This window comes from Hymenobacter coccineus, assembly GCF_001816125.1.
Taxonomy (GTDB): domain Bacteria; phylum Bacteroidota; class Bacteroidia; order Cytophagales; family Hymenobacteraceae; genus Hymenobacter; species Hymenobacter coccineus.
In genome coordinates this window covers 1-6,918 of sequence record NZ_MDZA01000121.1, presented here as the reverse complement: position 1 = coordinate 6,918, position 6,918 = coordinate 1, and the positions used below count along the sequence as shown (strand labels likewise).

The 6,918-nt window shown below is 60.6% G+C and carries 4 protein-coding genes and 1 pseudogene; 3 read left to right on the top strand and 2 right to left on the bottom strand.

Translation table 11 applies throughout. The features are described from left to right. Window positions 1-268: 268 nt before the first annotated feature. Together BEN49_RS09070 and BEN49_RS09065 are read right to left on the bottom strand one after the other, a co-directional pair. Window positions 269-622, bottom strand: coding sequence for a thioredoxin family protein (locus tag BEN49_RS09070; protein WP_070742706.1), 354 nt, complete (start codon window positions 620-622; stop codon window positions 269-271). A gap of 59 nt (window positions 623-681) precedes the next feature. Then, on the bottom strand, window positions 682-2,442 hold the full coding sequence (locus BEN49_RS09065) for a DUF885 domain-containing protein (protein WP_070742705.1): 1,761 nt from the start codon (window positions 2,440-2,442) through the stop codon (window positions 682-684). Between the two features lie 129 nt (window positions 2,443-2,571). On the opposite strand from BEN49_RS09065, the gene BEN49_RS09060 reads away from it, so the two are divergent. The 3 genes and pseudogenes from BEN49_RS09060 to BEN49_RS09050 form a co-directional block, all read left to right on the top strand. Then, window positions 2,572-5,760 carry a type ISP restriction/modification enzyme gene (locus BEN49_RS09060; protein ID WP_083325940.1) on the top strand — a complete coding sequence of 1,063 codons (3,189 nt, stop codon included), beginning with the start codon at window positions 2,572-2,574 and terminating at the stop codon, window positions 5,758-5,760. 23 nt (window positions 5,761-5,783) lie between these two features. Then, the gene (locus BEN49_RS09055; RefSeq protein ID WP_070742704.1) at window positions 5,784-6,203 is read left to right on the top strand and encodes a hypothetical protein; all 420 of its coding nucleotides are present in this window, start codon (window positions 5,784-5,786) and stop codon (window positions 6,201-6,203) included. A 126-nt stretch (window positions 6,204-6,329) separates the two neighbouring features. After that, a pseudogene (locus tag BEN49_RS09050) lies at window positions 6,330-6,918 on the top strand (hypothetical protein); the annotation flags it as partial.

The window sequence follows — 6,918 nt, the reverse complement described above, 5'->3', positions numbered from 1 at the left end:
CGGGTTGGTACCCACCAGGGCCAGCAGGGCGGCGGCGCGCAGCCACTGCCGCTGCCGGCGGGGCTGCCGCGCCGCCAGGGCCCCCAGCAGCAGGGCCGCCAACCACACGGTGGGCAGCAGGGCGGCATCCAGGATTTTAGAGATGTAGAAAAACACGGCGCAACGAAAAAAACTGGGCCCCGGGGCCCGGCGCGCAAACGCCCGGCCGCTGCCCAGCGGCCGGGCGTTTCGCCCAAAAAAATAACGTCAAGTCAGGGGCCCCGGGGCCCTACTTCACCGGCACGAAGGCGCGCAGGCGGTCGAGCTGGGCGCGCACGTCGGCCTCGTCGATAAGGGGGGCGCACTCAAGCAAACGGCCCTGGCAATAGCTTACAAAAAAGGGCGCCACCTTGTCCTGCATCAATTTTTTGGCCACCGGGTTTTCGTCGGAGTTGAGCTTCAGGAACAGAATGGTCTGGTAATCTTCTTCGTCGACGAACTTGGCAAACGGCGGGGCCAGGGCCTCGCACGCCGCGCAATCTTCCGACGTGAACTTGGCAAATACTTTGAGGTGCTCGTGAATGAGGTGGCGCAGCTGCTCGTCGTTGGCGGTGTGCACGTGCTGGCGGTGGGCTTCGGTCATGAGGAAGGGAAGTGGCGAGGCAGGCAACGGCACGCAACCCGCGCGCCGTTGCCTATACCCTATTTGCGCCGCATAAGTTCGCGGATGTACTTGACCGGCGCGCTGCCGTAACTCAAAAACTGCTCGTGGAAAGCTTTGAGGTCGAAGGCCTTGCCACGCTGTTGCTTGAGCTCTTCGCGCAGGGCGTAAATCTCGGTGTAGCCGGCGAAGTAGCTGCTGAGCTGCACCTGGCTGAGGGTGGCGCGCAGCCACTTGCCCTCGGCCTCGGCCCGCTCCTGGAAGCCCTCGCCGGTGAGCATGGCCACGGCGGCTTGCTCGGAGATGTTGTCGACCTGCACGGCGTGGTCGAGGATGGTGTTGAGCGTCACGCGCAGGTTCCACTTGTCCCAGAGCAGCCACATTTCGTCGCTGTTTTGGCCGTAGCCCTGCTCCAGCATCATGCGTTCGGCGTACACGGCCCAGCCCTCAATCATGGCCCCGTTGCCGAAAATGCTCTTCACCAGCGAGGGCGAGCGGTTGGCGTACACGAGCTGCGTGTAGTGCCCCGGAATGGCCTCGTGGATGTTGAGAATCTGCAAGGTGTAGTCGTTGTACTCGCGCAGGTAGCTCTCGGCCTGGGCGGCCGTCCAAGTCTCCGGAATCGGCTCCACGTTGTAATAGGTGTTGGCGCCCTTGTCGTAGGGCCCCGGGGCGCTCACGCTGGCCCCGGCCCCGCTGCCGCGCATGTAGAGCGGCGTTTCGCGCACCACCAGCGGCTTGCTGGGGTCTTGGGTCAGCAATTTGTGCTCGTTCACGAAGGCCACCAGCGTCGGAATCTGCTGCTTCACGGCGGCCACGAAGCCATTGCGCGGGGCGTGCTTGAGGGTGAGCTGGTTGACGACGGCGCGGATGAGCTGGAGCGTATCGGCGGGCGCGGGCTGGCCGGGCAGGTACTTGGGGTAGAGGCGGGCGGCGCGGCGGCCCATGTCGTGCAGCAGCTCGGTTTTGTGGGCCAGCGCCTGCTGGTACACCTCGCTGGCCGAGTAGCGCGACTGAATATCGTAGGCGAACTTGCGGTCGAACAGCGCCTGGCCGATGCGGAACGAGCGGAAATTACGGGCCCCCAGCACGTCGGTTTTCAGAAAGGCCAGGTAGCTTTGGATGGCCAGGCGCGCCGTGGCCAGGCGGTCGGCAAACACCTTTTTCTCGCGCGCGCTCAGGCCCGAGCCGCGTACCGAATCGGTGAGGGCGGGGCCCAGCACGGCCAAGCCGCCCTCGTTCTGCCGGATGGCCAGGCGGGTGTGCTCCTGGGTAGGGCGGCGCAGGTTGTTTTCGGCGGCCTGGTAGTAAGCCGGGGCCTGGGCCAGCTGGTCGGAGATGTTGCGCAGGCGGCGGTCGAGCGGGAAGTGGCGGCCGTTGAACAAATCGCCGATGCCGGCGCCCAGGTTGTAGGCGGCCGGGTTCCACTGCCACTGGCGTAGCGTGTCGTCCTCCCAGCGGCTGGCGCGCAGATAGTTGGCCAGCAAGTGGTGGTCAATTTGGTTGGCGGGCGCCAGGCTGTCGAGTGGGAAAGTGGCCAGCGCCTTCAGGTTTTTCTCGCCGAACGCCGCTGCCCGCCGCCGTTGCAGCGAGTCCGGAATTACCAGCAGCGAGTCGTACTTGTGGTAGCCCATGGCCGAGGCAAAGCTGGGGTCTTCGCGCCACAGCTCGTCAATGAAGCGGGTTTTGAACCCCTCGAAGCGCACATCGGCCGAAGCCGGGGCCCCGGCGGCGGGCTTATCGGCCGATTGGCAGGCGGGCAGGGCCCCCAGCAGGGGCAGCAGCAGGTAGCGGAGTTTCATGGGGCGCGGCGGTGGGGGCTAACGGGGCCCCAAAGGAACGGCCAGGGCGGGATAGTTGCGGGGCGAGCTTATCCGCATGGCAACTATCTTCCACCCCGCATTCCCATTTGTCAGCCTTTCCACTGCTACTTGAAAACTTACCTTTCCTCCATCGCGGCCACGGCTGCTACTGGCAACGCCACCGAGCACAGCTACCGCGCCGCCGTCGAAGCCCTGTTTCAGCGACTCTACCCGGAGCTGGCCGTCACCAACGAACCGCGCCGGCAGGCTTGTGGGGCCCCCGATTTCCTGGTACAGCGCGTCGGTGTAGCCATTGGCTACATTGAAGCCAAGGACCTGCCCGAGAACATCGACGACCCCAAGCACCAGGAGCAGTTTAGCCGCTACCGCCGCTCGCTCGACAACCTACTCATTACCGATTACCTGCATTGGCAGCTTTGGCAGCGCGGCGAAAAGGTAATGGAAGTGCGCATTGGCGACTACACCAAGGGCCAGCCAGTGAAGGGCCGCCCGCAAGACTACGACCAGTTTGCCGAGATGCTGAGCGTGTTCACGGCCGCCAAGGGCCAGCGCATCAGCTCGGCCGAAACCCTTGCCCAACTCATGGCCGATAAGGCCCGGCTGCTGCAATACGTGCTGCTGCAAGCCCTCACCCATCCCGAAGTGACTACTAGCCCGTCCGGCCTGACGATGGCCACGGCGGGCTCGCTCGAATCGCAGTACGAGGCATTCCGGCAAATGCTCATCCACGACCTGACCCACGAGCAGTTCGCCGACATCTACGCCCAGACCATTGCCTACGGCCTATTTGCCGCCCGCCTGCACGACGCCACCCCCGACACCTTCTCGCGCCAGGAAGCCCTGAATTTAGTACCCGCCTCCAACCCGTTTTTGCGCAAGTTGTTCAGCTACGTGGCCGGCACCGACCTTGACGACCGGGTGGTGTGGATTGTGGATGCCCTGGCCGAGCTGTTCCGGGCCGCCGACGTGGCCGCTTTGCTTAAAGGCTTCGGGCAAACCACGCAGATGACCGACCCGTTTTTGTACTTCTACGAAACCTTCCTGGGCCGCTACAACCCTGCCCTCAAAAAGAGCCGAGGCGTTTATTACACCCCGCAGCCAGTGGTGCGCTTCATCGTGCGGGCCGTGGACGAGGTACTGCGCCGCGACTTCGGCCTGGCCGAGGGCCTGGCCGACACCGCCAAAACCACGGTGGACGTGCTGGTGCCCGACCTGAAAGGCGGGGCCCCCAAGAAAGTGAAGCGCGAAGTGGCCCGTGTGCAGGTGCTGGACCCCGCCACCGGCACCGGTACCTTCCTGGCCGAAGTGGTGCGCCACATCCACGCCAGCCTGGGCGGCGGCGAAGGCTTCTGGAACCAGTACGTGGAGCAGCACCTCATCCCGCGCCTGCACGGCTTCGAGATTATGATGGCCTCCTACGCTATGTGCCACCTCAAGCTGGGCCTGCTGCTGGAGCAACTGGGCTATAAATCGGCGCAGGCCACCCCGCCCCGCCTGAGCGTGTACCTCACTAACGCCCTCGAAGAATCACACCCCGATACCCACACTTTGTTCGCCTCCTGGCTCTCCGACGAATCCAACCTCGCCAATACAATCAAGCGCGATGCCCCTGTAATGGTGGTGCTGGGAAACCCGCCGTATTCGGGTGAATCATCTAATAAGGGAGAATGGGTTTCTAGCTTACTCAAAGACTACAAACAGGAGCCAGGCGGAGGCAAGCTAAAAGAAAAGAACCCCAAATGGTTAAATAATGATTATGTCAAATTTATTCGCTATAGCCAAAATTATATCGAGCGGAATGGAGAAGGAATTGTAGCATTTATTACCGACAACAGCTATTTAGATAACCCAACATTTCGAGGAATGCGTTGGAATTTGATGCAAGCATTTGATTCACTCTACATTATTGACTTGCACGGAAATTCTCTCAAGAAAGAAAAAGCTCTTGATGGCAGTGCAGATGAAAATGTATTTGATATTCAACAAGGCGCATCAATTTTAATTGCAGTAAAAAAGCCATCGAAAAGCAGATCGAAAGAACTTGCAAGAATATTCCACAAGAACCTTTTTGGAGCACGGCAACCTAAGTATGATTATTTAGATGCTCATATTCTGTCGAAAGTTGATTTTGTAGAAATTGTACCCCAGATCCCGAATTACCTATTCACGCAGACAAATTTTGAAGGTAGTCAGGACTACAATTCATGGTTGCGGCTTGACGAAATATTTGTGTCGTATTCTTCAGGCGTAGTAACTGCGCGTGATGGAGCAACAATTGCGCTAGACAGGGAAACAGTTTGGAATCATGCAAATGACTTTGCTACGTTGTCAGAACAAGAATTACGTGAGAAATATAATCTTGGTGCTGATACAAGAGACTGGCAAGTGTCATTGGCAAAACAAGACGTACAAAACAATCTTGACCGAGAGAGATTAGAACCAATTTTATATCGTCCTTTCGATTTAAGAGCAACTCTTTTCACAGGAACTAATAAAGGATTTTATACAAATCCCCGCACTGATATAATGCGACATTTCGCCGGAAGCAATAACAATATTGGACTTATTGCTCCCAAGCAAAACAAGAGTGACTTAGGATGCTTTGTCACCGAAACCATTGCTGGCCACAAGACTTTTAGTTCCTACGACATTAATTACGTTTTCCCTCTTTACCTCTACCCCGACAGCACCGACCTCTACGCACCGGCCGCACGCCGCCCCAACCTCAAACCTGAGGCGGTGCAGCGGCTAGCTATGGCCACCGGTCTGGCCTACGTGCCCGAAGCCACCGGGGCCCCCGGCACCTTCGCCCCGGAAGACGTGCTCGACTACGTGTACGGCATCCTGCACCAGCCCGCCTACCGCCGCCGCTACCACGAGCTGCTGCGCATCGACTTCCCCCGGGTGCCGCTGCCCGCTTCCGCCGAGAAGTTTCGGGCGGTGGTCGCCTTCGGGCACGAGCTGCGTGAGTTGCATTTATTGCGCCCAGGGGCCCTACCTCACCCGCTGCCCACCCGCACCGGCGGCGCCGGGACCGGCACTGTGGAAAAGCCCCGCTACGACGCAGCCGCCCAGCGTGTGTACTTCAACGCTACGCAATACGTCGAGCCCGTGGCCCCCGAAGTGTGGGCCCTGCCCATTGGCGGTTACCAACCGGCTCAAAAGTGGCTGAAGGACCGCCAAGGCCGCACCCTAACATTCGAGGAAAGCCGCCATTACCAACGCTTGTTGGCCGCCCTGCAAGGCACTGAGCGCCTGATGCGCGAGTGGGACGTGGAGCATTCCGAATCGGTTTAAATCCACCTCTTTCCACCGCGTCAATGGACACCCTTCTCACCGAACCCACGGAGCAAATCATACTCGCTTTTGCCCATGCCCTCGATGGGTATGCCTACGCAGCGCACCGCTGGCCTGGCCAGGAGCGAGAAGCACGGCAGCCGCTGACCGCTTTTTTAAAAGATGGCAGGTTTGCCCCCGATGTGGTCGATAATTTCGCCGCGAATTTCCTATTGCACCGCGACTTTTATTCGCATGGACATTTACCCTCTGCCAATACACCAAATTGGTACGCAATGGCATTTTTCTATCTTCACCTCTACCACCTATCCGTGCCAGAGCCCTGGCGGCACCCACAGCTTTACAGCGGATGGGCAAAACTTACTACCGAAGCAAGAGAATCTGCCGCAGCAGAGATTCGTGAGTTGCTTCGCCAGCCTGATTTTCTTGCCAAGCATTATTAATTCTTCCCAGGCCATACGCCTGCATACCTAAACTCAGTAACCCTCAAGACGCACTAAAAAAGGACTTGTGGTTAACACATAAGTCCTTTTTTAGTGCGTCCGATGGTAGCCCCTACCTTCGCCGCCATGCGTCCTTCCCTCCTGCTTGGGGCCCTGGCCCTACTCGCCTGCTCCTCCAACCCCGACCGCCGCGCCGCGTCGGACCTGCGCCTGGCGCCCGCCGCCACCTTCCCCGAAACCTTCGAGGCCGGCAGCAAGGGCGCCTACACCGAGGCCGACGAGGCGCTGGCCACGGGGCCCTGGCACTTCCAGGACGGGCTAATTGGCAGCACCGAGCAAGACCACAAAGACGGCCAGCACGCGGCGCGCCTGCGCGGGCTGGGCCGCCTGACCATGCAGTTCGACGCGGCGGCCGGCGTGACGCAAATCAGCGTGAGCGCCGCCGCCTACGGCACCGACGGGCCCAGCACCTGGGAGCTGTGGCTGAGCCGCGACGGCGGCGGCCACTGGCAGCGGGCCGGAGCCCCGGTCACCACCCAGGGGCCCCAGCTAGTGCCCCACACCTTCGCTGGGGTCGCCAGCGAGCCGCTGCGCCTGGAAATCCGCAAAACCAGCGGGCCCAAAACGCGCCTCAACCTGGACGACGTGGTGCTGACCACCGCCACCGGGCCCGCCGTGGCCCTGGGCGGCACGGGCACCGCGATGCCCCGCGCCC

What these genes read in the sequence shown, in the direction of transcription:
- BEN49_RS09065 (WP_070742705.1), bottom strand. Translation starts at nt 2,442, where the DNA reads ATGAAACTCCGCTACCTGCTGCTGCCCCTGCTGGGGGCCCTGCCCGCC.
- BEN49_RS09070 (WP_070742706.1), bottom strand. Translation starts at nt 622, where the DNA reads ATGACCGAAGCCCACCGCCAGCACGTGCACACCGCCAACGACGAGCAG.
- BEN49_RS09055 (WP_070742704.1), top strand. Translation starts at nt 5,784, where the DNA reads ATGGACACCCTTCTCACCGAACCCACGGAGCAAATCATACTCGCTTTT.